This window comes from Ruegeria sp. BG10 (assembly GCF_056538575.1).
This window is the reverse complement of sequence record NZ_JBQFTI010000001.1, coordinates 1,866,294-1,891,535: the sequence shown is the minus strand read 5'-3', so window position 1 is coordinate 1,891,535 and position 25,242 is coordinate 1,866,294. Positions and strand designations below refer to the sequence as shown.

The window sequence follows — 25,242 nt, the reverse complement described above, 5'->3', positions numbered from 1 at the left end:
GCGGTTACTCGGCGGCCTCGGCCACGCCCACAAGGATATCGCGGATCGCTGCCTCGTTGATGTCATCATGCTCGGCAATGACCACCAGACGCGAACGGCGTTCTTCGCCGGGCTCCCACGGGCGGTCATACTGGTGACGCACGCGGGCACCCACGGCCTGCACCAGAAGGCGCATCGGTTTGCCCTGAACGGCGGCATAGCCCTTGACGCGCAGGATGTTCAGTTCTTTGGCGAGACGCTCGATATTCGCAACCAGCGCCGCAGGGTTGGTCTGTTCCGGCAGTTCGACGATGATGCTTTCGAAATCGTCATGCTCGTGGTCGTCATGGCCGTCGTGATGCGACGGGCGCGCGTCCATATCGTCCTCGGCGGCGGCCTCCAGGCCCAGAACCACGCGCACATCCACGACACCTTCGGCAACCTCGACCACGGGCAGCGGGCGGGGCGCTTCGGCGGCGATGACGGCCTTGGCCTTGGCCACACCTTCCGGACCCGCCAGATCGGGCTTGGTCAGCAGGATGATGTCGGCGCAGGAAATCTGATCCTCGAATACCTCGGACAGAGGCGTTTCGTGGTCGATGGAGTCGTCGGCCAGACGCTGGGCGTCTACAGCCTCGACATTCGGCGCAAACCGACCGGCGGCAACAGCCTCGGCATCGGCCAGCGCGATCACGCCATCCACGGTGATTTTCGAACGGATATCGGGCCAGTCGAACGCCTTCAGCAGCGGCTTGGGCAGGGCGAGGCCCGAGGTTTCGATCAGGATATGGTCAGGGCGCGGCTCCAGCGCCATCAGCGCTTCGATCGTCGGGATGAAGTCGTCGGCCACGGTGCAGCAGATGCAGCCATTGGCCAGCTCCATGATGTTTTCCGCCGGGCAGTCGGGAATGGCGCAGGACTTGAGGATGTCGCCATCGACGCCGACGTCGCCAAATTCGTTGACCACGACGGCCAGACGCTTGCCCTGCGGGTTCTGCATCAGGTGCTTGACCAGCGTGGTCTTGCCCGAGCCCAGAAAGCCGGTGATCACAGTGACGGGAAGTTTCTCTAGAGTGCTCATTTCAGGGCTCCAATCGGGGGAATGCGGGCCGCACAGTTTTTGCGGAAATGTTCGGGGCGCTCGCGCCATTTGACCAGACCATCCTGGGTCGCGAGGTACTTGGTGACGCCCTCAACGATGGTTTCGACGTGGTCGGTTTCGTTCAGGTTCTCATAGACAAAGGTCCAGCGTGCGGGGCCACCGCGCAACACGACGGAACAGCCCTGATCGCAGTTCGACAGGCATTCGACCGGTTTCAGCTTTACGCCTTCGGGCAGATCAGCCTGTTCAAGTGCCTTGTGCAGCAGGGTGCCGGGTCGCTGCGCGTCATCTTCGATGGGCAGCCCACGACGGCAAGTGGTGCAGACCAGCAACTCGACAGGTGCGGTCTCGGTCATGTCTCTCATCCCCCCAAATCCTCTTCGCGGGGGACGGGGTTTCATGCGGGCCACGCGTCTGCACATGGACCCGACACCGGAACACCCCGTCCGGTTACATCTTCGGGTGCTGGCAGGTCTCCCGGCTTGCGGATGTCAGAGGCTTCGCTCTGGCAGATGTCCCGCCTTCCCGGCCTTGCGGGCCAGTGGCATTGGGCACCCTCTCCGGTCACGGTCGCGGGGGCGGCTGCGTTTGACGGAGTACCGCTGACGCATTCCCTTTTCATCCTCTTACGAGGACACCAACGCAAGGGACATGCGGCACGGGCAGGGGGGTTGTCAAGCATCAGCAAGGTGTCGAAATGCTCAAGGTCGGAAAAGCGACCTGCCAATGTCAGTCAGCGGCATCCGTACTCAGCCGATCCCGCAACCAGGCGCAAAACAATCCGGCCGCCGCTGTCTGATGCGCAGCCCCCTGTGCGGTGATCAGGTAATGAGACTGGGCAAAGGGAATCGCCGGACCCGCAATCGCGATCGGCGCACCTTGCCGGATTGCATTTCGGGCAAACCGTTCAAGAATCGTGGCGTAGCCCGCGCCCGCCATGACAAGTTGCAGCGCCGCCACCGTTGTATCCACCGAATGCCGGGGTGACCGGTCCGAAGGGGAGATGCCATTGGCCTGGAAATAACGCGCCCAGTTGTCCTCGTATCCCAGGATGTGAATCAGCGGGCCGTCGCCAATCGTGCCGGGGGCAGGAACCCCGGCATCGGCCCGGCACACCGGCACCAGTCTTTCCTCCGTCAGCTTCTCGGATTTTACGCCCGGCCAGTCGCCGTAGCCGAGGCGAATTTCGACGTCCACATCATTGGGCGCGATACTGTCGTTCCAGATATGCGACACCAGCCGAACCGGAATACCCGGGTGCCGGGTGGTGAAGTCCGGCAGTTCCGCCGCGACCCAGTAGGTCGCAGTCGAAATCGCCGCTCTGACCGTCAGCGTCTGACGGGAGGCCGGGCCGAACAGGCTGTTGGTCGACAGGACGATATCCCCAAGCGCGCGCCGCACCGTCATGGAATAGGACTGTCCCAGTTCGGTCAGCTCCAGTCGCCGCGCGTTTCTGGTGAACAGTTTTTGCCCCAGTTCCGCTTCCAGAGACCGTATATGCAAAGACACCGCCGTCTGGGTCAATCCAAGCTCATGCGCCGCGGTTGTAAAATTCAGATGCCGAGCGGCAGATTCAAAACTGCGCAGCCAGGCGGGGTTTGGCAGGCGGTCCATTTATCACCAACTAAACTTGACCATTACCTGCATTATTATTCGTTTTCCTTTCAGAAAGGCAACATGGATACTTGCCGCGAAACAACACAGAACACGCTTCCGGAGGAATAAATGAAAGTCGGTTTTATCGGTTTGGGAAATGTGGGCGCAAAGCTGTCGGGCTCGCTTTTGCGTAACGGTATCGACCTTACCGTTCACGATCTGAACCCGGACCTGGTGGCGGAATTTGTGGCACAGGGCGCCAGGGCGGCTGAGGGACCGGCGCAGTTGATGCGCGACTGCGACGCCGTCATCACCTGCCTGCCCTCGCCTGCGGCTTCGGATGCTGTGATGCAGGAGATGCTGCCAGAAGTCGGTCCGGGAAAAATCTGGATGGAGATGTCGACCACGGATGAGGCCGAGGTCAAACGCCTTGGCGCCCAGGTGATCGCTCGCGGCGGGGCTGCCGTTGACTGCCCCGTGTCCGGAGGGTGCCACCGCGCCGCGACCGGCAATATCTCGATCTTCGCCGGATGCGACCGCGAGACGTTCGAAAACATTCTGTCTTTTCTGACCACGATGGGCCGGCGAGTGCTGCATACGGGCGAATTGGGTTCGGCATCGGTTCTGAAAGTTCTCACCAACTATCTGGCGACAGCCAACCTGATCACCTGTGCCGAGGCGCTGGTCACGGCCAAGGCCGCGGGCATGGACCTTAATACCACTTACGAGGCCATCAAAATCTCGTCCGGCACCTCGTTCGTGCACGAAACGGAAAGCCAGGTCATTCTCAACGGATCCCGTGATATCTCCTTCACCATGGACCTTGTGAAAAAGGATATCGGACTGTTTCAGGAGGTCGCGGACCGCGCAGGCGTGCCATTGGAAATCAACCCGGTGATGATCCGCATCTTCGATGACGCCATCGCCCGGTATGGCGAGCGGGAGCTGTCCCCGAACATTATCAAGAGGTTGGAGGATGCGACGGGGCTGGAAATCCGGGCGCCGGGTTTCCCGACGGAAATGCTGGACGACGAACCCGAGGAGCCCGGCTACGAAGTCATCCCTCAAGGTCGCGCCGACGCGTGATTTCCAGTGCCGGAGGTGAGATTTGATCAGGAGGGTGGAGGCGAGTACCGGAATCGAACCGGTGTACACGGATTTGCAATCCACATTAGGTTGCTGTTTTTACTACATAAACCTGTAAAATACGCCTCTTCCCGCCCACGAAAGATCAATGGTTTAGCAGCAGCGCGTAAAAGGGTTTCATTGGTTTTCTCGAGTGGCCAAGCTGCGGTGCTTCAAAACAAATACGCATGATTGGCCATCAGCACATGGCCAATCGCTGGACAGCCTCAATTGGGCGCAACGGGCAGTCATTGGGTCGGGGTCTCTATAGAAAGCGCCTATTGTCTCTCATGGCGACTGCCCGCTATCAAGCCTTATTCATTCACCTCATCGCCGAGGGCCATCGCCTCCTCCATTCTTGCGTTTGCTGTCCCGCGCCCAGGGTGGTGTGGGGTGCAAAAAAAATCACCCCGATTACCCAAGAAAAGGAGACTAATACGGCCTCTGCCGTTGTCCGGCAGAGAAGGAATAAGGCAAAAAACACCTCATCGGAACCTAAAAGTCACCACAGTCACCACGAACTCACCACAATTTACCCTTCTAAATATTTGAAAATAAAGGATGTGGTGGAGGTGGTGAGGGTGGTGATAGCCCTATTACGCGTGAGAAAATTTATATATACCAAAAAAACTAAAAACATTGAGACGCACTCACCTCCACCACCACGCTCACCAGCCCAAGCCAGAGAACCAGTAGGTTCTTTGAGGCGCGACCTTTCATGGGTAATTCGAGCGCATGTGACGTGTGAAGTTCATTGTTATCTAGTGGCTGTTGCTTTCGGTTGTGGTTGTTGTTTTTTGTCTTACATACCTGCTAAGTGATTTTATGCTCAAAAAATTCCGTAATCGTAGCGAAGATCAAATACGGCGACAAATCCGGGCTGCCGTCGAGCGACACGGAGCTGAATTGCATGAAAAGGTTCGGATCGCGGACCTGATTGATATCCAGAAACTGAACCAACGAAGTCTTGGTACCTACGCGTTGCAAGCGCATTTCGACTTTGCACTCATAGATGAGAAACAAGAGTTGATCGCGGCAATAGAGTTTGATGGTCCGGGGCACGACCCCTTCAACGATGAAAAGAAGGATGCAATTTGTCATAAAGCAAACTTGCCCCTCTTTCGAATATTTGGGTTCGAAGAGGTTCGACAGATAAATGCGATCACGCTGACGCGGTACTTGGTCGAACTTGTTTTTCATGCTCGAGTTTTCTCACAAATGAAGGAAGAGGGAACAATTCCTCAAGACGAGCCATTCATGCTGAGCGGATTTTTGAAAGCTGACGCGAGACACATATTTGATAGCGAATTCGATTTCATAGGGAACGCAAATGGCAAACTTACGGGCGCGCTGGAGAGCGCCGGTCTAACTGACGATGAGCTCCCACACCTCACCGTTAGCCGTCTACAGGTACAAGCCCCAGACGGACGAATTCGCGCGTTTGCTGCCATTAACTCAAACAAGGGTCCAATCATTGGTACAGCAAGCCTTAGAGTTGTGCTGGCGTCTTCTGGTTTTCTCGCCAATGTGGGGACTGTACCCTCAGAAATTGCCCAATTCGCAGATGGAATGGCATCTGACGACCTGTTAGAGAATATCAGCCTTGTTGCGAGCGGGAACGGGCATGTCGTCAGGGAAGCTGGAGAAGTGCTTTCAGAGCTGAAAGCGTTAGGGCCATTGGGTTACAAGTTGCTGATGGGTGGAGGAGGTAGTCGATCCCAAGCTGACTTGATGGCCGCGTTTGCGGCTGGCAAGGGTGGGTCTCTAACTTAGTCAGATTTTAACACAAAAAGGTCAGTTTGGATCCAGACAGCCGAAAGACCAGAAGTCATCCTATCTTGAAAAATTTCTTTAATAAAACAGATGGATGTGTGGATTCAATGTTGTGGTTTCCAATCCACATTGTTGCTGGTAGATGGATCAGTAGATTATCATAACTGTATTTGTGCGGCAATGAACCAAGAAGAATACAATGAAGAACTTCGCTGGCGTCTGGAAGTCCTAAAAACACAATTGGAGGAGGGCAAAGTTCACATTGCTGAACATCTTGCCGACGATCTCGAACAAAGCTTGATGGCCGTCAAATATGGTCAAGATGGTCGCATTGATCTAGCAACCGTCGATGGTCGCATACGAGCAATGGCAATGGCGGCGGCCACGCTTCACAGTCGCCAGCAGGAAAAAGATGCGGCTCCGCTGAGTGACATAACCAAGATGTATTTTAAGTACATCGAAGACAACCTAGGGTTCTTCGTAAAAGAGGCGCAGGAAAAAGGATACGACGCACATAGTTTCGCTTCGGCTGTGTCACGGCAACCGCTTGCCGTAAAAGACATTGCGCCTCAGATTCCTAAATTCCTTGAAGGCCTATCTGAGTTTTGGACGGCCTTGACTGATGCATCCCACTACCACATCCAAGACATGCACGGGACTAAAGCTGTATATGGGGGCGACCTATTCCCGTCTTACCAGCGTAACATCGCGAGCAGTGCAGGCTTATATGTAGATACGATTGTTCTAACCGACCCGTTTTGGCACAGTAAGCACTTATTTGAAAATTTGCCCTCCGAAACCCAAGTCTATTATCTTGTTAAGCACGCAATAAATGTCATCCAATATCGTGATCTGGCTCTCGCTGAACTTGACCAACCTATCATTGTTGTCACGCCCTTCCGCTCCTCTGTCGAGGAGACTGAAATCGAATTTCTCAAACGATCTGCAGAGCCTGACGGTTTAAATCATGCGAGTGCAATATTTGGCCGAGACTTTGAAAGTCTGACCGAGTTGTTTGAATTCACTTCCAATTTGAGTGCCCCCGAGGACGCTATCAAGAAGGTGGTAGATCAGAAAAAGCTTCTTTTTGATGTAGACTGGTCAGGTTCCTCATTGGAGCAGTTGAAGCGGTCACTCGAAGGTGACGGTGCCGCTATGTTGGGTGAGAAGCATGCGGGCAATTTGATCGCGGGACAGTGCATTGGCCGAATGATGCAGGCAACAGATATACTTCTGAAAAGCAGATATCTGATGGGGACACCACTTTTGGATGCTCCAACTTCGTGGAAGTATTTCAATTGGAAGCTTGAGTATAATTCAGCCACATACGAGGAAAATGCGACGCACCTTCACATGGTGCGCGGCCTCCAGCATGCAGCGGCCACTGATATGGAATGGCTTGGGAACATTCCACCCGACGCGTTAATTGAAATGCGCAAGGAAGGCGCGTTTGAGGAAATTCGCAGCATGCTCTCAGCCGGAGTCTCCGAGATAGCAGAAGCTAAACCCGATGCGTTTTTTCGGTCCAGCGACCAAATAGTAGAAAACCTACAAGCAGCGTTTGAAGACCACAAAAAGAGTGTTCGCGAACTTCGAGATAAAGGGTTCAAATTCGCGGGTCACGATTTGGGTACTTGGTTCGTTACCGGAGCTGTAGAAATCGCCGCTATCGCTACTGGTGTGCCGACATTCGGAGCTGCTGCATTTGCCATCAACCAAGTTGTTGATGCTCCCAAGCTGAAGGAAATACCGGAAAGATTCCGAAATCTGAAAAACGCTCACACTGAGCTTAAGAAATCACCCATGGGTCTCCTATTTTTACACAAGTAGCAAGTGGAGTGTGGGGTTGCTCGCATAGATCAATCGAAAGAGATCACTTTGTTAATTAGCTAGGTGGGAAATCATGGCAGGTTCCGGACAACACTTCATCCCGCAGCACTTTCAAAAACCATTCGTCATTCCAGACGGCTCAGATAAGCTTTGGATGTATCGACGTGATCAGACAAAACCCGTCCCTGTCGGACGGAAGGATGCAGCGAAACAACACAATTTCTATTCGAAACCGTCCGTGGGAGACGTTCCCACGCTTGATGATTTGATCACCGACTACGAACACCATGTTTTTGCACTTGTTGACGAACTACGGAGTTTGTCCGTGGGGCAACTAGCGAATGCTGGGATTGTGGCAGAGGTAGCAGCACATCTTTCCATCCGCTCTGCGCATACACGAACCTTCATTGTGGAAGGGGCTAAGAGCATGGCCGAAGTTATCTGGAGGCTGGTTGATCAGCCAAATGAACTCATTGATTTCGAGAGCTTCAATCCCCAAAAAGCTCCCCTCAAGATACAGGAGCTTATCCATGAAGGGGTCGTCAACAACGGCATCGACAGGTTTACTGGAATAAGCGTGGAAACGATTGGCCGCGCGCTATACTTCGAACTTCGAGAGAATGGTGCGCGAATGCTCAAAGATGCCAAAGCATCAATGCTACCTTACATTGAGCAATTCATGTTCAAACCGAGAGAGCTAGCGCGAGCAGCTCATGTAAAGGCTCTTTCGGAGTCTCTGGCACCCGAGGGTGTCATAAAGAAGCTAAAGAAACTTGAATGGAAAATAGTCGATCATAGTTCCAATCCGGCAATTTTACCTGACTGCGTTTGCATCTCTCTCGATAAAATGGAAGGTTGGCAGCCTCTGTTCTTGAGTGGAAAAGACCCGCTGCTAGTTGTCTTTCCACTGGCGCCAGACAGGCTTCTTGTAGGTGCCGGAAGCGGCTGTCAGGAGTTTATAGCCTCCACTTATAACCAAGCTGCTTCCTCAGTTTGTCTGGACTTCTTCCTGTCTTCAGAGCGGTGTGACGAGCTTACCTTTCGTCAGGCTACATTAGGGGACCAACTTCGCATCAAAATCACAGATGTGATCGACGAAAGTCTGGCGATGGCAGTGCAAGACATCCTTCCACAAGATTCTATCGTTATACCTGACGTTGCCGAAACAGTAGATACCGTTGAACCCAACGACAACGAAACTCTGTCTTTCACGTTGTCCTTGCAAGGCTTTGGAAATGACGAGTTCGCCAATGAGCTAGTAGATAGAATTCAGCAGGAAATATTGAGACTACTTCCTCGAGAAGCTTTTCATCGAATTGAAGGATTTACATTCGCTAGTAACTACGAGGAAGCTTTGAATTGTATTGATCGCGGATTTAAGGCGCCCCCTCTAAAAACGATACCAAGCGAATTTGGCACCGGCGTCGCCATGCCGATAACCGTTCGTCGCAATGGTGTAATAAAGACTCACTTCGTGCTGCGGGACTTTTTGGCCCTTCAAATGATGAAAGAGGACCCGCAAGAGAGAGCGCCAGCGTGGGAAATCCTTAGCGATCAACTCGCAAGTACATACTTGCATCATTTGACCTTTCGAAAATTTCCGGAACAGATGCTTTCTCGCCTCGATGACGCGATTGAACAATTTCTGTATCAAGCTGCAAATGGTGTGTTTGACAGCTATTTCAGTGGGAGAATCTGTGCGACGGAGTATTCTGACTTTGATCAAGCTGAAACTCTATTGAACGATCAAATCCATACTGCCAGCGACCAGATTGTTAAAAGAAGAAGACTCTATAGGGATACGGGTGAACTTGATGACTTCATCAGCTACACACTAAGTGCATTGAACTTGGTTATGAAGTCATCTGCTCGCTTGATCGGGATGTACCATTCCTGTGAAAACCCAAAAGCGTTGCCAGAGTATTTGCAAACAACGCTGAAAGACTTGGAGATGATGTCGTGGTACCGGCTCTTTGAGAAAGACCTAGAAGATTTTTTTCTTAATATCAAGAATTGGAGCAAATTTGACGATATTCTTTTTACTAACAGACACTTAGAGAGATGGTTGCTGCGGTTTGGAGTTCTTTTGGATCTCCAAGAAAATGACGGAATCTATATACACGTTCCGCTGAACTCGGACGCTGACTATCTAGCTGCTGTACAGACTATTACATCAAACTAGTGCGGGGAAAACCAAATCGCTTCTTGCTAAAGGCACATAATTTCAACCGACCACTGCCTATGCGTCATCACCGCCTACCACAACGAAGCTTCAGAAGCCCAGTCGCAAATAGCTTTGCATCTTCAACGTCCACCTTCCGCCCTAACCGTTTGTGAACGCGCCCCCACCTTTTGGGGGAAAATTACGATCTGAGTAACAGGTCGAAGCTGACGCAACTCCCGCTAGCTTCATCAAAGGTGCATTTATTGTACCAAATAGTCTGAATAGCCGTTCAGTGGATGCAGCCTAGGTAATTCTCCCCGAACCGTTCCATTGCTGCCGACGCGATTCTTTCATCGACACTGTCGTCTATATGTAAGCCCCATGGGTAAACATCCACGTTTGCTAAGTCGAAATCATCTTTCGGATTCAGCTTGTTTTGGCTTAGAAATGCGTAGCGTATTCCAGCCCACATTTCGAAACCTAACTCAATTTCTAAGCCGTGGTACACCCTGTCATTCGGGGCATTAACGACGACTTTTTTTGTGATGTGACCGAGAGTTTCAAGCAACATCGTACTGCACGTGTGCGCAACAACATCGGCAAGTTGTATACCCATAATTTGTCGTGAATCTTGTTCGAAATGGAACTCGCAGTCCTTTAAAGCCTCATTATCTTCGACCAGAGCTACGGCAGCTTTGGAAGACTGAAACAAACCTTCATCAAAGAATATTAGATGGTCGTGACCAAAAAGGTAGGGATGGGTAAGAGCGTTGTTCAGAAGCTTTAAAGCTGCCGGGCCCAATCTCTTGTCACCGTCTACTACACAAACGGCAATTTTGCATTTCATGCCGATAAAAGCCTTCAAGGCACGCCGGAGCCTTTGAAGAGAGGCGTCACCCTGCATCCTAGCAGATGACTTAAATTCGAACACGTTAGGATCAAAACCAAGGTCTCGAAATATCGAACTAACTTCTTCGGTGGGATCAGTTTCACAGATTACAAATGCTGCCAATGAGAAGCCGAAGTTGTGGTGTTTGCTATCGTCTAAATAAATAAATGCCATGCTGTGTCAGTAACCGTCTCCTTCCCTGACTTGAAGTGGTTGAACCAGAAGACCTTCCAAAAAATGTGAATTCGTGTGGTGAGAAGTAATTGCGCAATTAGTAGCCAGAGATATTTCACCTAACGCCTCAACGCCGAAAATAAACGTGATGCCAACGCCAACAATCGGCCATGAGCGCAGATGAGCCAAGAAACTCTGCAGCAGGGATGACAGAGCTTGCAGCGGCTAGCCGGATTGATCTGCATGGCTTTTAGTCGGAAGCTCAGCAAATTCAAACTTGGTGTTACTTCCAATGTTGCTTGACGCATGAGACGGTCGGAACAGGACTATATCAATCGACGTGTTCCAACATCTGATGGAGGGAAGAATGGTTGCAAAAGGCATCGAATCTGACCTTGTCTTGTATAAACGTGCACTAGCTGGTGCCGCTCAATTGGTTGCGCTGCATGGGGATGAGTTCTTACCTGTTTTTGAGTGTTTGGAAGAAGAAGTTCATCGGATTGAAAGGCTTGCGGAAGTTCGTGAGCGTGCGTTGGATTTGGCGAAACGCTCTAGTTAGTAAGCTCTGATTGAGTTGATGGTGCGCAAAGTTTGCCCTAAACTTAGACAAGGGTAATGATGCGCCAACTAAGGCCGGTATCTTCCGTGCCTCACATTCTGCTTTAGAGATGAAAAGACGCAGTTTACGCGTTCGAAAAGACCTGTTCGCGAACATAGTTGCGCTACGTGGCTTAGAACCTGATCCCTCGTGCGCTAAAACCCTATGGCCACAGCGGAGGATCACAGTTTCGATGCTGACGGCGGTTTATAGATTGCCTCAACGACGCAGCTTTGGATCTCGTACCCGGTTTCAGCGTTAACTTTCGCGACTCGCTCATAAATGTCATTCAACCTCTCAACATCCGTTTCGTTGAAGGCAATGACCAAAAAGCGCCCTAGTTTTACCTCTTCGGCTTGAAGATATTTCGGTAGTTGTTTTTCTAGACCAGACCAAAACTTGGTATTCTTGGCGAGCTTCATTTCTACCAGAGCAGTTAGCTTGGCTCCTTGTGATAGTTTGAAGTCTACCGGGCCAATCCCGATATTAACCTCGGGCGACACGTCGATGTTGTTTGCAAGACAATAGTGCCGGACAATCCCCAAGAACAATCGCTGACATGCGCTTTCGCTTTTTGGTCTGCCGTCGTCATTGTAGATGAGTTCCCACCCGCCTTGGTTTTCGACGTAGTTTTTGAATATCGACAGCAACTTATCTATGAATTGTGGAAAGTCGGATGCATCATTGAAATGCAGTTCTATCGGGTTTTCCTGAACAAATTCCCTAGACTTGTGGTACCATTTGACAAGTCCTTTTGGGTCTTCGTCGAGATCATAGGGCGCTCCGCCGATACGCTCTAGAAACGCTACATATTCTTCTACGCTGTCATAGTCGCCTAGTGCTTTTTCGAGTATCACTTCTTTTTTGACGTTGCGCGTAATTTCCTCACCCAACTCTGTCCGAAGTTCTTGGGCATTCTGATCAAAGCAGTATCCCCAAAAATCATCTGGATTCAGCGTCGGCAACGGTCGCAGATACTGCTTTGGCACGAGCAGGACTTGCTTTTCGCTATATGGGTTGATCGGGGCATCTACGACAATGCGTTCCCACCGCCGTGTGTCTGGATTGAAGCGACCACGGTAGTGTGGGCACGCTTTGGTGAGAACTCCATACCCATCGCAGACGGATTTTGTGTACTCGGCAAACCTGTGTCTGAGAATATTGCCAACAGCGTCACTTACCGTGTCTTCGGCTATACCCTCTTGAAAAAGTTGCACCGTTTCGAAGTGCTTTGGATTGGCAAGCCCGAAAAGTACTGCTTTGTGAAATGCTTCGGCGATGAGCTTTGCTTTTCCGCCTGCGGCGCCTGCACCTCTTGTGCCTGATGCCGTTACTCCCAAGCAAAACTCTTCAACTTCGGGCGTGCCTAAAATGGAGATCGCCTTTTTCCAAGGGCGCTCAGATTTGGTTTCACCAGCTTCGGCGACGAGCTGGAATGCGGCCTCATAAAAACTCACGATTTCTTCATGCGCGCCGACAAAGGGGCCGAACTCGTCCTGAAAGATCAGGAACGGGTCAATGTACAGTTTCGTATCAAGGGTCAACAGAGGATCAAACCAAGGCTCGGTTCCATCTATGGAAATTCCAAATTGCTCTGAAAACAGCAAGCTTTTCTCCAATATTTTTAAGTTCTTGCGAGACCTTATCCAACCTTTCTTTGGGTTGCACCCCCTCAGTTACGTTTCTCTTATTGATTGTGAAGGGGCACATGGTTGAGGACATAAACTGGCGAGGGGCCGACAAAATGGTGCAATGACATTCGTTTTACGAAATGTCGCAAGCAATTCTTGGTCAGCCTTGTTGCGGAGTTCTGTTATTTTGTTCGGTGACATGCAGTTGACGCAACAAAACTCTACCTATGGTAATAAAATAACCATGCCTGTTGTAATTTAATAAGCGTGGAGGTAGCGTTTCCCATGTCGTCCGAGGGGCTATATTTTCCTGCCGATAAGGCACTGATTGCGATGGGGAATACTTCCCGTCGCTGGCAAAACCACTTCGATATGAACAAGGTGTTCGTGCCGGAAGGGGTGAAATCCGTTGCATCAAGAGGACCGGGGCGCGGGAGGCTACGGCAGCTTTCGCTTGAGACCGTTGTGCAAGGGGCCATTGCGTTTGCACTGATCGACTGCGGAGTCGATGTTCGCGAAGCGTATAGGGCGGGGGCTCAGTTCACTTACTATGGTCAGCAATCTAAACCCAATCAAATTCAGGCCAGATCAGCGAACATTCGGGCGCCGGGTAAGTTGTTCGCCCTTGGTGATACATTTCTGATCTTTGTGAGTGAGGGTGTAGAGTGGCAACAAAGCCGGTTGGCGATTGTATCGGACGCTGACCCAATGTTTGATTTGAACAAAGGAGAAAGTGTTCCCGGCGCCGTGATGGGGGCAGTCGAGGGGCGCGGGGCCGCGCCTCGGATCGTGCTAAATCTTTCCACTATTTGCGGTCAGATTGCAGCCTCTCTCGGTCTCAGCTTCACCGCCGTTTTTCTTACGGAGGCCGACAATGGATAACTTCGGCAGCTTCGGTATTGAACTAGTCAAATCGGATGACCTTGCACATCGCCTCGGGTATTCGGGCACGAACGCTGCCTTTCGAGACTGGTGCGCTTCGATGCGTATAACGCCTGTTCCGGGACGAAGAGGGTATTTTGACCCTGCTTTGGTTCGTCGCCGTCTTGATGAAGCTCAAGGGCTTTATTCTTCGGATGGCAGCGAGAATGATAGCTTGGTTTCAGCAAGGAGGGCTCGCCGTGCCGCGCGGTAACTTGCCCCCGGAGGTTCATCGCGTGCGAGCCAAACTCGCAGATGGCTCTGTCTGTTACTATTTCTCGCTTCGTGGTCGGAAAGGAACTGGTTTTTGGAAAGACTCCCGGCCATTTCCGAAAAATGCCGAGTTCTTTGCAGCTTACACCGCATCGATGGCCGCCGCTGCGCCCAAGGTTGATCGGCACATGACTGAGGCTTTAGTTGAAGCGTACCTGCAGTCTGCCGAATTTCAGGCGCTCAAGCCGCGAACGCAAGCTGATTACAAGAAGTGGGCGCTTCGGTTCGCAACTGAATTCAAGAAAGACCCGGTGGCTATGTTTGAAGAGGCCGCATCGCGTGCAGAGGTGAACGAATGGCGCGCACAATGGGCTCACTCGCCGAAACAGTATGACTATGCTGGAACCGTGGTAACCAGAATTCTGAATTGGGCGCGGGATGCCGGAAAACTGGCCGAGCACCATTGCAGTTTCAAAAAAGTGTACCGGTCTGACAGATCCGATGTTGTTTGGGCTCCAGAACACGTTGAGGCTGTCAAAAAGCTAGCGCCGGAATGGGTGGTGCGTATTTTGGTGACCGCCTGTGAAACAGGCATGCGCCCCGGTGATCTAATAAGGCTATCGCGCGCCCACGTTGAGCCAACGCCGAGCGGTCGTCGGATTCGCATAAAAACCAACAAGCGTGGCAAATCTGCGTTTGTGCCGGTCAGTCAAGCAATGGCCCAAGTGATTGACGCAACACCTGATGATCGACTGCTTATCCTAACCAACGCCAGTGGCAAGCCATTGACAGAGCATCGGGCGTCTGAGGGCGTGCGTCAGTGGCGCGACAAGGCAGGGCTAACACCACAAAGCTTAGGCTATGACCTGCGGCTCTACGACGCCCGTGGTACGGCAGCCACGAGGCTTTTGCGGGCGGGTCTATCGCTCTCTCAGATCGCCGGATGCATGGGGTGGTCTCTGCGCACTGCTGCGGCCATGATCGAGCGTTACGCGCAGGTTTCGCCGGGTGAAACTGATGACGTTTTGACGCTTCTAAGTGAGGCCAAGGAGAGCAAAGCGTGAACGGAATTGTAAAATGGATTGTAAAATGCGCTTCGGCAAAAATTGCCAATGCTTCTAACCCATTGAAAAGTAGTGGAGGCGAGTACCGGAATCGAACCGGTGTACACGGATTTGCAATCCGCTGCGTCACCACTCCGCCAACTCGCCTAAGGTGGTGTAAAGCAGGGCTTTAAACGAGTCGCCGGATGGGCGCAATACGATATTCCCAACATTTGCCCAATCCTTCGCGTTCTGGCCTTGTTCTGTTCTTGCGTTTATTTGGCCAGAGAGCTGCAAACAGGGTGACTTTGCAAATACTCGGCTTTCTTGTTGGTCACGGCCGCGGTCCGCGGCTTCAAACCTGTCAAAACGCTGTCCTCCGAAACCTTGACGGGGCAGGCTCTGGTCGTCGTGAGTTTGAGCGCTCGAAGTTCAGGGGACCGCCAACAGCAATTTCAAGCCTCGGGAGGCAAATTACGGCTTGGATAGTCGGGATACGGTCGAAATACTTCCGCATTCCTTCACACCTAGACCAATCAGGTATTCGCCAGAGACAAGCAGAAGCTCGGCGGGTCCTGCAAACCGTGCTGTGGACATGAACCAGCGTCTTACCGGACCCGGGTAGTAGGTGGAAAGCGAAGCGCTCTTTCTGTCGAACTCATCAGCGGTCATTTTCGTCCGCGTTGACCGATAGGGACCATGAAAGCCAAACATTGTTTTAGGTGAGACGCAGACGTCATCCGCGCCAAGCAGCATGGTGCAGCTTGAATGACAATAGTCACCTATGATCCGAACCTGCGTGTTGGTCCTGTTGGCGATTTCGATCTGGACCTTACGATCCAGAATCCGGCCTCCGGGGTCATTGATAACCTGTATTTCTTTTGATGCCGCGGGCAGGCTCATAGAGATGAGCGCCGCCAGGGCCGCAATTGATTTTCTCATTAGGACTGCTCTGCCTGCCGTTTTCCGGCTTCTGACTTTGATACAGGCTATGGTCAGCAAGATTTCCGCGTCAAGTGATTGATATCCATGACGCCATGCCAGAATCAGGTTCTGGCGCAAAAGTCACATACCTTTTTGGCTGCCGCATTCTCACGCTCTCCAGGCGCGCGCAATTCGTCAGCGAATGTTTCCGGGGGCACCAAGTGTATTGAGGCGGGGAACCAAGACGTGGTTGCGCATTGGGCTCCGCCCGTGTCCAAGTTCCTGCGATGAGGCAAAAGTTTCAGCGCCAGAGCCGTTGCCGGTTTCATCCGGATATGGCACAAGCCAAACACCCTTGGGACAAACATGAGCGATCCAATGACAGATTTCGCAACCCGGCGCCGTACGATGGTCGACACTCAGGTCCGCCCGTCTGATGTCACGAAGTTTCCCATCATCGACGCAATGCTCAGCGTCCAGCGTGAGAATTTTGTGCCGGATGCGCAGCGCGAAGCGGCCTATGCCGAAGGCGTGATCGAGCTTGGCGGCGGGCGCTGCATGTTGGAGCCCCGGACCCTGGCCAAGATGTTGGATGCGCTGAATATTTCCAATGACGAGGTGGTATTGGATATCGCTCCGGGACTGGGGTATTCGACCGCGGTTGCGGCGCACATGGCGCAATTGGTGGTCGCCGTGGAAGAAGACGAAGGTTTCGCCGCGGAAGCACAGACCATTCTGATGGAAGCGGATGCCGACAACGCGGTTGTGCATGTCGGGCCGCTGGATCAGGGCGCGACGGAACATGGACCTTACGACGTCATCATGATTCAAGGCGGGGTTGAGCAGGTGCCGGATGCCCTGATCGGTCAGCTCAAGGATCACGGTCGCATTGCATGCCTTTTCGTCGAAGGAGAGCTTGGAACCGTGCGCATCGGGCACAAATCCGGCGACCGGATCACGTGGCGCCACGCGTTCAATGCCAATGCGCCGATATTGCGGGCCTTTTCCGCCGAGTGTGCATTTTCGCTATAGTTGTAGCGCATAAATTTTCGCTGCCTTGATTAGTTGAAAACAAACGCGCAAACTGTCCACAGGGCAGCGTAATTTTGGTTTGAGAAGGATTTCGTTATGCGTTCACGGACGGGGCGGAAGTTAGTTAAGGCATTTGCATTGACGGCGGGCATCGCGCTCAGTGCTATGCCGGGGCAGGCGGTCTGGGCCGATAACCTGACCGACGCATTCATCGGAGCTTACAATACAAGTGGATTGCTGGAACAGAACCGGGCGTTGTTGCGTGCGGCGGATGAAGACGTTGCAATCGCGCTGTCGGCGCTGCGGCCAATCATCAACTGGACGGTGGAAGTCAGCCAGAATTACACCCGGGCCGACACCAGCACCGGTGTCACCAGGAATGAGCCGTCCAACTTTTTCACAGGCCTCACGCTGAGCCAGCTGATCTACGATGGCGGGTTTTCCGTGCTGGGCAAGCAATCTGCGCAGGAAACGGTTCTGTCCACCCGGCAGACCCTGCTGGACATCGAACAAATTGTACTGTTCCGCGCGGCCGAAGCCTATCTGGGCGTTCTGCTGCAGGAAGAAACCGTTGCGATCCGGCTGAACAACGTCGATGTGTCGGCCGAGGAACTCCGGGCCTCTCAGGACCGATTCGAAGTCGGCGAAGTTACGCGGACGGATGTGGCGCTGTCCGAGGCGCAGCTTGCAAGCTCGCAGGCGGATTTGGCGGTCGCGCGTGGTAACCTGAGCATCGCGCAGGCCGAATATGTGAACGCGGTCGGCAAGGCGCCGGGGCGGACGTCAGGCCAGCCGAGGCTGCCGAACCTGCCACGATCCGAGGCCGAGGCGGTAAGCCTGGCGCAGCGCAACCACCCTTCAATTCTGTCCGCGCAGCATCAGGTGCGGGCGCTGGATCTGGTGGTTCAGCAGCAGCGCGCCAATCTGGGTCCGAATGTCACGCTGAACGCCGATGCCGGTATCACCGAAAGCTATGACAACGACGACAATATCGAGGACGCGACCATTGCGCTGCGCTTTAACCAGCCGATTTATGCTGGCGGCCGGCTGGCGGCCAGCGTTCGCCGCGCCATGGCGACGCGGGATGCCTCCCGCGCCAACCTGCTGAATGTTCAGAAGGATATCACCCAGGGGGTCGCCGACGCGTATGCCGCGTTTCAGGCCGCCACTGCCAGCCTGAGGGCGTCGACCGAGCGGGTTCGTGCCTCGCAGGTGGCGTTTGACGGTATCCGGGAAGAGGCCACCCTGGGCGCGCGGACCACGCTGGACGTTCTGAACGCTCAGCAGGATCTGCTGGACGCGCAACTGGCCGAGGTCGCATCGCGCACGGAACGGTCCCGGGCTGCGTATCAGCTATTGCAGGCTCAGGGCCTGTTGACGGCGGAACGTCTGGGGCTGGCGGTGCAGATCTACGATCCGACCCTCTACTACAATCTGGTGAAGAAGGCTCCGGCGCAGGTCAGCCGCCAAAGCCGGGATCTGGATCGCGTCCTCAAAGCATTGCGCCGCGACTAAGGGGCGATACTACCTGTTGTGAGGACCGAATTGTTTGGCTACACTCTACCGTAAGGATAGAGCGGTAGAGAACAATGACGGAAAAAGTCGTAAACTCGGGTATCGAGGACGTCCTGTCCTCGATAAAACGTCTGGTCACCGAAGAGGGTCGGAAAGTCCCCGATCTTGTTGCATCGTCAGTTTCGCGCAAGCCGGGCAGGCTGGTTCTGACCGACGCGTTGAGGGTGGGTGCGCCAGCGGCGGATGACGAAAATACCCGGCCATCGCAAAAGAAACCGGAGTACCGGGCCGAGGATTCGGTCAAGCCGATGATCCTGCGGGCATGTGACATCGTTAAGCACGCGGAGCCGGCGGCGGAACAGCAGACAGACGCAGAACCCGAAAGCGATCCCGCCGTCAGCCTGAGCGCCAAGATCGAAGCGCTGGAAGCCGCGATCGCCCGCACCGAGGATCAGTGGGAACCCGATGGCGACAGCGATGACGCCTATTCCGGCACGCCGACCAAACCGCTTGAATGGCGTCCAAAGGCTGAGTTTGTCGAAGCCGAAGCCGAAGCCGAAGCCGAAGCCGAAGCTGTGGCAACAAGTGGTAATGACGATGAAGGCGGGATCGAGTTGGAGCACACGGAACTCGACGCGACGGCGACGTTTATCCGCGACCCCGACGTCTTTGCGCTGACAAGCACCGAACCCCCGGAAGAACTGGAGCATTTGGTATCTCTGACGATGAGCGAAGAAGCGCTTCGCGAGTTCGTGGCGCAGGTCGTGCGCGAGGAATTGCAGGGCGTATTGGGTGAGCGTATCACGCGCAATGTTCGAAAAATGGTACGGCGGGAAGTGTTCCGCGCGCTGGCCGAGCAAAAGCTGGACTGACCTCTAGGACCGGGTGGGACGGCTGGCGATCGACATTAGCCGATCCAGATCCATGTGCTGTTCCAGATGATCCGCCAATGCGTCCAGCGTGTCCTCGATACCGTCCTCGTATGACAGATTCGACGCGGCGCCCAATTGTTCCAGATAGCTGGCTCTGAATGCGTCGGACGAGAAGATACCGTGAAGGTAACTGCCGCGAATACGGCCCGTGCGGTCAGCGGCGCCCTCTGGCCGGTTTTCGATCTCAAGCCAGGCCCGGTCGCAATCCGGACCCTCGGTCCGGCCCATGTGAATCTCGTATCCCGTCACGGGTTGATCGCCGGGAACCGCGCGCGCGGTGCGCTGTGTGACCTGTTTTTCGCCTGCCATCACGGTGGTCACGTCCAGCAGCCCCAGCCCTTCAACCGCGCCCGGGCGGCCGTCGACGCCGTCAGGGTCATCGATGGTTTTACCCAGCATCTGAAAACCGCCACACAGGCCCAGAACATGCCCGCCGCGCCGGACATGGGCATAGAGGTCAATGTCCCAGCCTTGCGCCCGGAAATAGGCCAGATCGCCGATGGTGGATTTGCTTCCCGGCAGCAGAACAAGATCGGCGTCGCCGGGCAGGGGGCGGCCGGCGGGGATAATCTCGACCGTGACACCGGGTTCGGCTGACAACGGGTCCAGATCGTCGAAATTGGCCATACGCTCCAGTTGCGGTACGACGACTTTGCAGGTGCCGCCGCTGTGAGACCGGATGTCCATCATATCTTCGGCCGGCAGTTTCCAGGCATCGTGGAACCACGGGACCACGCCCAAGCAGGGCCATCCCGTACGCGCGGCAATATCGTCGCGCCCTTCATCAAACAAAGACACATCCCCCTTGAACCGGTTAACCGCAAAGCCCCGGATCATCGCCAGATCACGTTGATCCAGAACCGCCTGCGTCCCGACAATCTGAGCGATCACGCCGCCGCGATGGATATCGCCTACCAGAACTACAGGAACACCGGCGGCGCAGGCAAAGCCCATATTGGCGATGTCACCCTTGCGCAGATTGGTCTCGGCCGGGCTGCCGGCTCCTTCAATCAGCACCAGATCGGCATCGCCGCACAGCCGGTCAAAGCTTTCAAGCGCCGCGCCCAGCAGATTCGATTTGTCCTTGCGATAGTCGCCCGCCTTCATCGTGCCCGCGCGCTGACCCTGAATTATGATCTGTGCCCCGGTGTCGGTTTCGGGTTTCAGAAGAATCGGGTTCATATCCGTGTGCGTGGCGCGTTTGGCTGCACGGGCTTGCAGGGCCTGCGCGCGCCCGATCTCACCGCCGTTTTCCGTCACCGCTGCGTTGTTCGACATGTTCTGCGGTTTGAACGGCGCAACGCGCAGCCCGCGTCGCGTATAGGCCCGCGCCAACCCGGCAACCAAAACCGATTTGCCGACATTGCTGCCGGTGCCCTGAATCATGATGGCGCGAACCATGGCCGTCTCCTATACGTTGGGGCGCAGATGACCTGATTTGAGGCCAAAGGGAAAGCCCCGGATGAACACGCCCGCGCATCTTTTGATCGGTGCCGCCGCATTTGCGCGCCCCGCGAAAGGGTGGGTTCTGTGGGCGGCGGTGATCGGGTCGCTTTTGCCTGATTTGTCGCTGTACCTCATGGCGGGGACGTCCCTGTTCCTTCTGGGCATCCCGCCACAGGTGGTGTTCGGCGAACTTTATTTTTCGTCCGCCTGGCAGACGGTTTTTGCCATCGACAATTCCTTTATCCTGTGGGGGCTGGCGTTGCTGATGGGGCTTTGGCGCGGATGGCGGTTTCTGGCCGTCGCCGCTGCCGCGGGCCTTCTGCATCTGGCCATGGATTTCCTGCTGCATGCGGGTGACGGTCGCCCGCAGTTCTGGCCGCTGAGCGATTGGGTGTTTCACAGCCCAATAAGCTATTGGGACAGCGCGCACCACGCCCTTTGGGTGGCCCCGGCGTCCATCGTGGTTTGCGCAGGATCCTTTGTGGTGCTTTGGCACAGAGGCCTGACGGTTACGGCCAAGCTGTTCTTTGGCGCGCTTCTGGCAGCGGAACTTTGGGTCGCCCGTCAGTGGTTCTTGTTCTTTTGACGTGCCCAAAAGAAAAACGCGCCCCGGTTTCGGGAGCGCGTTTTTTCCTTCAGAGGTCGCCCTGGATCAGGCGGCTTCTGCCTGCTGAGCGGCATTGCGACGCTCGCTTTCTTCACGCGACAGCGCGACCGAGGTCCGCACGCCACGGCCAACGAACTCCATCAGTCCGCTGACAACCCGTTCGTTCGGGTCGATGCCCGCGCAGGACAGCACTTCGCGACCATCGCGCGAACGCGCCCAACGGGCGATTTGTTCCGGGCCGTTGCCGTATTTCTTGTCATCGGCAATGGCGTCATCAAGCGCAGCCAACACAACGGCCGCGAAAAGTTTGCGTGCACGATTGCCTTGCTCATTGTTAAAGGCAGTGCCGTCAACGAAATCTCTCATCTCGTCTTCCTTGTTGTTCTTGCTCTTGCATTTTCGGCGTGACGGTCCTTATGACCTATTAGGTGCGATTCGGATACACCTAAAATGCATAGTTGCGTTGCGTCATTTGCATAGCTTGCTGCAAGTGCAGCACTAGGTGTCGTTGTCTTGCCAGGTGTGATCACGCCAGATATAGGGGCGGCAACTGACGCATCAACCGTTTGTGAAGGATTTATGTAATGCCCAAGATAAATGGGAACGAAATTCGCCCCGGCAACGTGCTTGAGCATAATGACGGGCTGTGGGCGGCGGTCAAAGTGGATCACGTAAAGCCCGGAAAAGGCGGTGCTTTTGCGCAGGTCGAGCTGCGTAACCTGCGCAACGGGTCCAAGCTGAACGAACGGTTTCGGTCCGCCGACAAGGTCGAGCGCGTGCGCCTTGAGCAGAAGGATCAGCAGTTTCTGTACGAATCCGACGGCATGCTGGTGTTCATGGATTCCGAGACTTACGAGCAGATCGAACTGCCCTCGGACCTGCTGGGTGAGCGGCGTCCCTTTCTGCAGGACGGCATGACAATTGTGGTCGAATTCTATGAAAGCGAAGCGCTGAATGCGACGCTGCCGCAGAAAGTGACCTGCAAGATCGTCGAAACCGAGCCGGTGGTCAAAGGACAGACCGCTGCGAACTCGTTCAAACCCGCCGTTCTGGACAATGGCGTAAAGGTCATGGTCCCGCCCTTCATCGGCCAGGATGAGATGATCGTGGTGAACACGGAAACCATGGAATATTCCGAGCGCGCGTGACGCAGCGACCATTCCGGAAATACGAAAGACCGCGCAGGTACCAGCCGCGCGGTCTTTTTAGTTGCGACGTTTCAGGTATCGATACCGTTCGGGATTGGGGCCGAACAGTTCCAGCATCAGTTCGTATTTGATGCGGTTGGCACTGACCTGCCGATAGAAGGCGATCAGAAACGCGGTCGGGCCCTGAATACGGCCGAGACCACTGACGGCGGCCACTACGGTACCGACATCTGTTCTTCCCTGCAGAACCAGCCAGCCACCCAGCATCAGAACCCCGACGGTGCCCGCGCCGTTGATAACACTCAGCAGGAATTTCGCAGACAGTTTCCACAGAAACATCCTGCGTCGCGTTTCGTATATCTTGTCGAACTGGGCATCGATATCGCGCGCTACCGCGTCGATCTCCTCGGTCGTCAGCTTGTCGGTGGAGCTGCGTAATATGCGGACCCGTTCGGCAACAAAGACGTTCACTTTGCGCTGCGATACCAGAACGATCACGATCTGGGGCACGATCATGGAAAAAGCGATCAGGCCCAGCCCCGGTTGGGTGGACGAGATATAGCCGATCACGCTGATCAGCGTGCCGATCTGGACCACCGGATCGGAAAAGGCGCCACCTGCAAACTTGCCCAGTTCCTCGGCTTCGGCGGAAATGGCCGTGGTCATGGTCCCCTTGCGCATCGATTCACCGGTTTCACCGATGTCGGACGAACGGACCAGCAGCCGCTGGCGGATCATCCGGATCATGTCTTCGCCCAGCGTGCCCGCGCGAAACCCCAGCAACCATTTCAGAGCCAGGCTCAGCAGGATAACAGCCATCATACCGGCACCCAGCCGGATCAGCCGTTCAGCGCCGACATCCGTCGAGGTAAGGTGGTTGACGATATCGCGCTGAAATTCCAGGGGCACCGCGGCAAGGGCCGCAATGGCAATGGACAAGATGATCAGGATGATCTGCCGCCCGGCGCTGGCACGCCAGATCGCTCTGTATAACTTAAACATATGCGGATCCGGGTCATTGAACTGAACCCAGTTTGGCAGTGCAATGGACCTTGTCCAAGCGCCGTCGGCTTAACCTGCGGTTCAGTCGTGCCGGATCGGCAACATATCAGTCGTCAAGGGTGACCGTGGCCTCGGCAGCCTGCATGCTAGCCTGCGCGCGGTCAAAACGCAGGTAAGCGATGCCCAGACCCTTCGACTGGGTGAACAAAGTGCCGGCCGGTTTGCCGCCTGACGTTATCTGGGTCCCGACCGGAGCCGCGCCTTCGACCCGAACGCTGCGCAGCCCTTTGCGCAATTCGACCTTATGTTTCATCCGGGCGGTAACTTCCTGCCCGACATAGCAGCCCTTTTTGAAATCAACCCCGTTCAGCACCTCGAACCCAGACTCAAGGATATAGCTGTCCGGGGTCAGTTCGATGCCGGTTTCGGGGATACAGTGGCGCACGCGGATGGCGTCCCAATCCGTGCCGTCGTCGCTTTCCGCAGCGGCCGTGTATACCCGCCAGCCCATATCGGGGTGGCGCGGGTCGGGCAGGGCACCTTCGGGCGCAGGACCCGTGCCGCGTTGCAGGTTCAGGCCGCTGTCCTCGATCTTGACGTCGGCGCGCAGCTTGTACATGCCCAGCCGCTTGACAAAGCCATCAGCGATATCCTCGGCCACGTCCAGCAGGACCGTATCGCCGTCGCGTTTCAGAAAGAAATCCGCCAGGTATTTGCCCTGAGGGGTCAGCAAGGCCGCATAGACCAGCCCGTGATCCAGCCCGCCGATATCGTTGGTGACCAGCCCCTGCAGAAAGCTGTCGGTGTCCGAACCACTCAGGCGCAGAATACGGCGATTGGGCATTGGGTGGTCCTCGTCTTTTCCCTCGGCCCCGTGATATAGGAGTTCGCGCCGACATGACCAGAGGGTATCGCCGTGCCTGCACCAATCAGCATCGTAATCCCTACGCTGAATGCCGGGGGCACTCTGCCTTCGACGCTGCAGGCATTGATGGAGGGGCTGCATTCCGGCCTGATCCGGGAACTGATCATCACGGATGGCGGATCAACCGATCATACCCTTGAAATCGCAGAAGAAGCGGGCGCAGAGATCGTCACCGGCCCGCCCTCTCGCGGCGGGCAGCTGCACCGGGGATGTGTGCGGGCCAGCGGAGAGTGGCTGCTGGTCCTGCATGCCGATACCGTTCTGCGGGAAGGCTGGGGTGACGTGGTCGCAGGGCATTTGTCGACGGGCAGGCCCGCAGCGTTTCGTCTGGCCTTCGATACGCGAGGGTTCGGACCGTCGTGGGTTGCGGGCTGGGCCAATCTGCGCAGCCGCGTGTTCGGTCTGCCCTATGGCGATCAGGGCCTGCTGGTTCCGCGCAGGGCATACCAGAACGCTGGCGGATATCCGAACCAGCCCCTGATGGAGGACGTAGCGCTGGTGCGGGCCTTGCCTTCTGTAACGCTGCTGAACGCCTGTGCGGTTACGCGGGCGGACCGGTACGAGCGGTCGGGCTGGGTGCGCCGGGGGGCTCGGAATCTGTGGACTCTGACGCGCTATTTTCTGGGGGCAGATCCGGAACGGCTGGCGCAGGACTACCGGCGCTGAGTGCAGT

The 25,242-nt window shown here is 55.0% G+C and carries 23 protein-coding genes, 2 tRNA genes and 1 riboswitch; of the genes, 13 read left to right on the top strand and 12 right to left on the bottom strand.

From position 1 onward, the window contains the following. Positions 1 to 4: 4 nt before the first annotated feature. The 3 genes from cobW to ACR0D8_RS09360 all read right to left on the bottom strand — a co-directional run bounded on the left by cobW (position 5) and on the right by ACR0D8_RS09360 (position 2,695). Complete coding sequence (gene cobW / locus ACR0D8_RS09370) at positions 5 to 1,060, bottom strand: cobalamin biosynthesis protein CobW (RefSeq protein WP_480645871.1); 1,056 nt, start codon at positions 1,058 to 1,060, stop codon at positions 5 to 7. Beyond that, positions 1,057 to 1,437 (bottom strand): DUF1636 family protein, encoded by a 381-nt coding sequence (locus tag ACR0D8_RS09365; protein WP_480645870.1) that lies wholly within the window; start codon positions 1,435 to 1,437, stop codon positions 1,057 to 1,059. The genes cobW and ACR0D8_RS09365 overlap by 4 nt, the downstream gene beginning before the upstream one ends. A gap of 94 nt (positions 1,438 to 1,531) precedes the next feature. Continuing rightward, a riboswitch (cobalamin riboswitch) is annotated at positions 1,532 to 1,738 on the bottom strand. Between the two features lie 72 nt (positions 1,739 to 1,810). Beyond that, positions 1,811 to 2,695 (bottom strand): LysR substrate-binding domain-containing protein, encoded by an 885-nt coding sequence (locus ACR0D8_RS09360; protein ID WP_480645869.1) that lies wholly within the window; start codon positions 2,693 to 2,695, stop codon positions 1,811 to 1,813. Between the two features lie 111 nt (positions 2,696 to 2,806). Here ACR0D8_RS09360 and ACR0D8_RS09355 point away from each other — a divergent pair, with 111 nt between their 5' ends. Continuing rightward, positions 2,807 to 3,763: an NAD(P)-dependent oxidoreductase gene (locus ACR0D8_RS09355; RefSeq protein ID WP_480645868.1), complete on the top strand. Its 957-nt coding sequence runs from the start codon at positions 2,807 to 2,809 to the stop codon at positions 3,761 to 3,763. A gap of 35 nt (positions 3,764 to 3,798) precedes the next feature. On the opposite strand, the gene ACR0D8_RS09350 is transcribed toward ACR0D8_RS09355, so the two are convergent. Further along, positions 3,799 to 3,876: transfer RNA gene (locus tag ACR0D8_RS09350), tRNA-Cys, on the bottom strand. A gap of 751 nt (positions 3,877 to 4,627) precedes the next feature. Between ACR0D8_RS09350 and ACR0D8_RS09345 the strand changes: the two genes are divergently transcribed. The 3 genes from ACR0D8_RS09345 to ACR0D8_RS09335 all read left to right on the top strand — a co-directional run bounded on the left by ACR0D8_RS09345 (position 4,628) and on the right by ACR0D8_RS09335 (position 9,587). Continuing rightward, positions 4,628 to 5,575, top strand: a complete 948-nt coding sequence (locus ACR0D8_RS09345) for a DUF2726 domain-containing protein (RefSeq protein ID WP_480645867.1) — start codon at positions 4,628 to 4,630, stop codon at positions 5,573 to 5,575. Between the two features lie 180 nt (positions 5,576 to 5,755). Then, the gene (locus ACR0D8_RS09340) at positions 5,756 to 7,405 is read left to right on the top strand and encodes a hypothetical protein (protein WP_480645866.1); all 1,650 of its coding nucleotides are present in this window, start codon (positions 5,756 to 5,758) and stop codon (positions 7,403 to 7,405) included. A gap of 73 nt (positions 7,406 to 7,478) precedes the next feature. Then, positions 7,479 to 9,587, top strand: a complete 2,109-nt coding sequence (locus ACR0D8_RS09335) for a DUF4238 domain-containing protein (RefSeq protein ID WP_480645865.1) — start codon at positions 7,479 to 7,481, stop codon at positions 9,585 to 9,587. 271 nt (positions 9,588 to 9,858) lie between these two features. Here ACR0D8_RS09335 and ACR0D8_RS09330 read toward each other — a convergent pair whose 3' ends face one another. Continuing rightward, positions 9,859 to 10,632 carry a DUF3800 domain-containing protein gene (locus ACR0D8_RS09330; protein ID WP_480645864.1) on the bottom strand — a complete coding sequence of 258 codons (774 nt, stop codon included), beginning with the start codon at positions 10,630 to 10,632 and terminating at the stop codon, positions 9,859 to 9,861. A 367-nt stretch (positions 10,633 to 10,999) separates the two neighbouring features. On the opposite strand from ACR0D8_RS09330, the gene ACR0D8_RS09325 reads away from it, so the two are divergent. Then, positions 11,000 to 11,191 carry a hypothetical protein gene (locus tag ACR0D8_RS09325; RefSeq protein ID WP_480645863.1) on the top strand — a complete coding sequence of 64 codons (192 nt, stop codon included), beginning with the start codon at positions 11,000 to 11,002 and terminating at the stop codon, positions 11,189 to 11,191. Positions 11,192 to 11,412: 221 nt separating this feature from the next. Here ACR0D8_RS09325 and ACR0D8_RS09320 read toward each other — a convergent pair whose 3' ends face one another. Then, positions 11,413 to 12,837, bottom strand: coding sequence for a hypothetical protein (locus tag ACR0D8_RS09320; RefSeq protein WP_480645862.1), 1,425 nt, complete (start codon positions 12,835 to 12,837; stop codon positions 11,413 to 11,415). Positions 12,838 to 13,146: 309 nt separating this feature from the next. Between ACR0D8_RS09320 and ACR0D8_RS09315 the strand changes: the two genes are divergently transcribed. After that, positions 13,147 to 13,743 carry a hypothetical protein gene (locus ACR0D8_RS09315; RefSeq protein ID WP_480645861.1) on the top strand — a complete coding sequence of 199 codons (597 nt, stop codon included), beginning with the start codon at positions 13,147 to 13,149 and terminating at the stop codon, positions 13,741 to 13,743. Positions 13,744 to 13,880: 137 nt separating this feature from the next. After that, positions 13,881 to 15,059: a tyrosine-type recombinase/integrase gene (locus tag ACR0D8_RS09310; protein ID WP_480645860.1), complete on the top strand. Its 1,179-nt coding sequence runs from the start codon at positions 13,881 to 13,883 to the stop codon at positions 15,057 to 15,059. Positions 15,060 to 15,132: 73 nt separating this feature from the next. On the opposite strand, the gene ACR0D8_RS09305 is transcribed toward ACR0D8_RS09310, so the two are convergent. Further along, a tRNA-Cys gene (locus tag ACR0D8_RS09305) sits at positions 15,133 to 15,206 on the bottom strand. Between the two features lie 306 nt (positions 15,207 to 15,512). Continuing rightward, on the bottom strand, positions 15,513 to 15,980 hold the full coding sequence (locus tag ACR0D8_RS09300; RefSeq protein WP_480645859.1) for a hypothetical protein: 468 nt from the start codon (positions 15,978 to 15,980) through the stop codon (positions 15,513 to 15,515). A 360-nt stretch (positions 15,981 to 16,340) separates the two neighbouring features. Here ACR0D8_RS09300 and ACR0D8_RS09295 point away from each other — a divergent pair, with 360 nt between their 5' ends. The 3 genes from ACR0D8_RS09295 to ACR0D8_RS09285 all read left to right on the top strand — a co-directional run bounded on the left by ACR0D8_RS09295 (position 16,341) and on the right by ACR0D8_RS09285 (position 19,381). Next, the gene (locus tag ACR0D8_RS09295; protein ID WP_475162079.1) at positions 16,341 to 16,994 is read left to right on the top strand and encodes a protein-L-isoaspartate O-methyltransferase family protein; all 654 of its coding nucleotides are present in this window, start codon (positions 16,341 to 16,343) and stop codon (positions 16,992 to 16,994) included. A gap of 96 nt (positions 16,995 to 17,090) precedes the next feature. Further along, on the top strand, positions 17,091 to 18,509 hold the full coding sequence (locus tag ACR0D8_RS09290; RefSeq protein ID WP_480645858.1) for a TolC family outer membrane protein: 1,419 nt from the start codon (positions 17,091 to 17,093) through the stop codon (positions 18,507 to 18,509). A gap of 74 nt (positions 18,510 to 18,583) precedes the next feature. Continuing rightward, a complete protein-coding gene (locus ACR0D8_RS09285; RefSeq protein ID WP_480645857.1) occupies positions 18,584 to 19,381 on the top strand; it encodes a hypothetical protein in 798 nt (265 codons plus the stop codon). A gap of 3 nt (positions 19,382 to 19,384) precedes the next feature. Here the strand turns inward: ACR0D8_RS09285 and ACR0D8_RS09280 are convergent, their stop codons facing one another. Then, positions 19,385 to 20,842, bottom strand: coding sequence for a cobyric acid synthase (locus tag ACR0D8_RS09280; protein WP_480645856.1), 1,458 nt, complete (start codon positions 20,840 to 20,842; stop codon positions 19,385 to 19,387). A gap of 61 nt (positions 20,843 to 20,903) precedes the next feature. On the opposite strand from ACR0D8_RS09280, the gene ACR0D8_RS09275 reads away from it, so the two are divergent. Continuing rightward, on the top strand, positions 20,904 to 21,473 hold the full coding sequence (locus ACR0D8_RS09275; RefSeq protein WP_480645855.1) for a cobalamin biosynthesis protein CobQ: 570 nt from the start codon (positions 20,904 to 20,906) through the stop codon (positions 21,471 to 21,473). 66 nt (positions 21,474 to 21,539) lie between these two features. Here ACR0D8_RS09275 and ACR0D8_RS09270 read toward each other — a convergent pair whose 3' ends face one another. Further along, entirely contained in the window at positions 21,540 to 21,860 is a 321-nt protein-coding gene (locus ACR0D8_RS09270; RefSeq protein ID WP_037310273.1) for a DUF6280 family protein, read from the bottom strand. Between the two features lie 218 nt (positions 21,861 to 22,078). Between ACR0D8_RS09270 and efp the strand changes: the two genes are divergently transcribed. Then, positions 22,079 to 22,642, top strand: a complete 564-nt coding sequence (efp, locus tag ACR0D8_RS09265; protein WP_039525334.1) for an elongation factor P — start codon at positions 22,079 to 22,081, stop codon at positions 22,640 to 22,642. Between the two features lie 57 nt (positions 22,643 to 22,699). Here the strand turns inward: efp and ACR0D8_RS09260 are convergent, their stop codons facing one another. Beyond that, a complete protein-coding gene (locus tag ACR0D8_RS09260; protein WP_475162069.1) occupies positions 22,700 to 23,644 on the bottom strand; it encodes an ABC transporter transmembrane domain-containing protein in 945 nt (314 codons plus the stop codon). A gap of 106 nt (positions 23,645 to 23,750) precedes the next feature. Further along, positions 23,751 to 24,488, bottom strand: a complete 738-nt coding sequence (ygfZ, locus tag ACR0D8_RS09255; protein WP_480645854.1) for a CAF17-like 4Fe-4S cluster assembly/insertion protein YgfZ — start codon at positions 24,486 to 24,488, stop codon at positions 23,751 to 23,753. Between the two features lie 72 nt (positions 24,489 to 24,560). Between ygfZ and ACR0D8_RS09250 the strand changes: the two genes are divergently transcribed. Further along, positions 24,561 to 25,235: a TIGR04283 family arsenosugar biosynthesis glycosyltransferase gene (locus tag ACR0D8_RS09250; RefSeq protein WP_480645853.1), complete on the top strand. Its 675-nt coding sequence runs from the start codon at positions 24,561 to 24,563 to the stop codon at positions 25,233 to 25,235. Positions 25,236 to 25,242: the final 7 nt, after the last annotated feature.

Excerpts from the sequence above, each read along its gene's own strand:
- cobW (WP_480645871.1), bottom strand. The coding sequence starts at position 1,060 with ATGAGCACTCTAGAGAAACTTCCCGTCACTGTGATCACCGGCTTTCTG.
- ACR0D8_RS09365 (WP_480645870.1), bottom strand. The coding sequence starts at position 1,437 with ATGACCGAGACCGCACCTGTCGAGTTGCTGGTCTGCACCACTTGCCGT.
- ACR0D8_RS09360 (WP_480645869.1), bottom strand. The coding sequence starts at position 2,695 with ATGGACCGCCTGCCAAACCCCGCCTGGCTGCGCAGTTTTGAATCTGCC.
- ACR0D8_RS09355 (WP_480645868.1), top strand. The coding sequence starts at position 2,807 with ATGAAAGTCGGTTTTATCGGTTTGGGAAATGTGGGCGCAAAGCTGTCG.
- ACR0D8_RS09345 (WP_480645867.1), top strand. The coding sequence starts at position 4,628 with ATGCTCAAAAAATTCCGTAATCGTAGCGAAGATCAAATACGGCGACAA.
- ACR0D8_RS09340 (WP_480645866.1), top strand. The coding sequence starts at position 5,756 with ATGAACCAAGAAGAATACAATGAAGAACTTCGCTGGCGTCTGGAAGTC.
- ACR0D8_RS09335 (WP_480645865.1), top strand. The coding sequence starts at position 7,479 with ATGGCAGGTTCCGGACAACACTTCATCCCGCAGCACTTTCAAAAACCA.
- ACR0D8_RS09330 (WP_480645864.1), bottom strand. The coding sequence starts at position 10,632 with ATGGCATTTATTTATTTAGACGATAGCAAACACCACAACTTCGGCTTC.
- ACR0D8_RS09325 (WP_480645863.1), top strand. The coding sequence starts at position 11,000 with ATGGTTGCAAAAGGCATCGAATCTGACCTTGTCTTGTATAAACGTGCA.
- ACR0D8_RS09315 (WP_480645861.1), top strand. The coding sequence starts at position 13,147 with ATGTCGTCCGAGGGGCTATATTTTCCTGCCGATAAGGCACTGATTGCG.
- ACR0D8_RS09300 (WP_480645859.1), bottom strand. The coding sequence starts at position 15,980 with ATGAGAAAATCAATTGCGGCCCTGGCGGCGCTCATCTCTATGAGCCTG.
- ACR0D8_RS09295 (WP_475162079.1), top strand. The coding sequence starts at position 16,341 with ATGACAGATTTCGCAACCCGGCGCCGTACGATGGTCGACACTCAGGTC.
- ACR0D8_RS09290 (WP_480645858.1), top strand. The coding sequence starts at position 17,091 with ATGCGTTCACGGACGGGGCGGAAGTTAGTTAAGGCATTTGCATTGACG.
- ACR0D8_RS09285 (WP_480645857.1), top strand. The coding sequence starts at position 18,584 with ATGACGGAAAAAGTCGTAAACTCGGGTATCGAGGACGTCCTGTCCTCG.
- ACR0D8_RS09280 (WP_480645856.1), bottom strand. The coding sequence starts at position 20,842 with ATGGTTCGCGCCATCATGATTCAGGGCACCGGCAGCAATGTCGGCAAA.
- ACR0D8_RS09275 (WP_480645855.1), top strand. The coding sequence starts at position 20,904 with ATGAACACGCCCGCGCATCTTTTGATCGGTGCCGCCGCATTTGCGCGC.
- ACR0D8_RS09270 (WP_037310273.1), bottom strand. The coding sequence starts at position 21,860 with ATGAGAGATTTCGTTGACGGCACTGCCTTTAACAATGAGCAAGGCAAT.
- efp (WP_039525334.1), top strand. The coding sequence starts at position 22,079 with ATGCCCAAGATAAATGGGAACGAAATTCGCCCCGGCAACGTGCTTGAG.
- ACR0D8_RS09260 (WP_475162069.1), bottom strand. The coding sequence starts at position 23,644 with ATGTTTAAGTTATACAGAGCGATCTGGCGTGCCAGCGCCGGGCGGCAG.
- ygfZ (WP_480645854.1), bottom strand. The coding sequence starts at position 24,488 with ATGCCCAATCGCCGTATTCTGCGCCTGAGTGGTTCGGACACCGACAGC.